At 62.8% G+C, this 1,636-nt stretch carries 3 protein-coding genes; all 3 read right to left on the reverse strand.

The features are described 5' to 3' along the window. Positions 1-766: IS256 family transposase (locus AACY08_RS27435; protein WP_339472253.1), on the reverse strand; the 766-nt coding region annotated here is incomplete at its 3' end. 21 nt (positions 767-787) lie between these two features. Further along, positions 788-1,180 (reverse strand): hypothetical protein, encoded by a 393-nt coding sequence (locus AACY08_RS27440; protein WP_339442618.1) that lies wholly within the window; start codon positions 1,178-1,180, stop codon positions 788-790. A 7-nt stretch (positions 1,181-1,187) separates the two neighbouring features. Then, positions 1,188-1,636, reverse strand: a 449-nt coding sequence (locus AACY08_RS27445; RefSeq protein ID WP_339472254.1) for a hypothetical protein, incomplete at its 5' end; no start/stop codon positions are given.

The raw sequence follows: 1,636 nt of genomic DNA on the forward strand, positions 1-1,636 counted from the left end.
CGTCGATGATGATCTGGTAGTGCGCCTGGGCCGCCTCGCCCAGGGTGGCGCCGACAAATGCGTGCAGTTGTTGCAGGTACGGGGCCGCGTCTTTTGGCCCGGTGAGGATGACGTTCATTACCCGCAGCCAGAACTTCGCACCCTCATTCTGCTCGAGCCACAGGCCGAGGACCTCCTTCGCGCCGTCGGCGCGAACGCCCAGCGCGATGTGAATGGCTTTGTTGCGAACTATGCCCTCGTCGCGGATCTTGACCCGGATCGCGTCGAAGAAAACCAGCGGGTAGATCGGATCGAGCGGCCGCTGCTGCCACGTCGCCACCTCGTCGAGCACGGCGTCGGTCACCGTGCTGATCAGATCCGGCGACACGTCGATCCCGTACAGATCGTGGAGATGCCCGGTAATCTCGCGGGTGCTCATGCCGCGCGCATACATCGACACGATCTTGTCGTCGAAGCCGGGAAAGCGGCGCTGATACTTGGCGATCAACTGCGGATCGAAGCTCGCCTGACGATCGCGTGGCACGTCGATCGCCAGCTTGCCGGTGTCGGTCATCACGGTCTTCCGACCGTAGCCGTTGCGCGTGTTGCCGGCACCGTCCTGGCCGGCCAGGTGATGATCCATCTCCGCGTTCAACGCGCGCTCGGTCAGCGCCTTCTTCAGCGAATCGAGCAGGCCACCTTGGTCAAATGCAGCACTCGCGGCACCGCCCGCCAGCAACTGGTCGAGAAGCTCATTCGGTATCGCAGGTTCTTTGCGTCGGGACATATGGGATCTCCTCTTTACCCATTATGCCCGCCCACACACGGAAATCCTGACAGTCCCCCGCTGCCGGATCTTCAGCGGCACCGCGACCACAACGAACAGCCCCGCAGCACAGTAGAACCAGACCAACCCTGTATCGCGTTGCCGCAGGGCAATGCAGATGAGACAGGAAACCGCGACGATCGGGGTTATCTTGGTCACCCACCACAAGGCCGATCCCCATCCGGGTTGATCGCGCATGTCCTTGTTTACTATCAGCACGATCAACGTCGCCGCGACCTTCAGGCCGATGGCAAGAGCGGCGATCCAGCTCAAAAAGTCGATCAGGGTGGAGAAGCCGAACGTCAGCATCACATGATGATGCGACGCAGCTTGTTGCCGGGCAACCTGTAATCCGTCCTGGATGGTAAGGGACAAAGCCGGATCATATGTCGGTGAGGTCTTCGGGGTAACGCCCACCAAGCTGGCAGAACAGGAACCAGGTTTCCTGTCCCCGTCCGGTCAGGAGCAGGTGTTCCGGCCGATCTGGCGCATGATCGAGCAGGTTCAGGCGGACGAGCGGCCTGATGTTGCGTTCACCGATCAACCTGCCAGGGTTGCGACCTTGTGCGATGATGGCCCAGCCCGGCGTGCCGCGTTCAGTGATCGCAGGTGCCAGATGGCCATCGCGCGACCGGCTGCCGTCACCGCCCAGGATAGCCAGGCAGGTACTCCAGAAGGCTTCGCGGGGGCGCGGCGGGATCAGCGCCCATTCGACCGGGCCGGTATCGGACTGTTCCGGCAACGGGGTCGATGCTGCGGGACCGTCCCGCACGCCGTCCCGATATGCGCGCTCCAGCGCTTGGGCGATGGCACCGGCGGTATCGACGGTAA

The organism is Pseudomonas sp. EL_65y_Pfl1_R83, assembly GCF_963970695.1.
Lineage (GTDB): Bacteria > Pseudomonadota > Gammaproteobacteria > Pseudomonadales > Pseudomonadaceae > Aquipseudomonas > Aquipseudomonas tritici.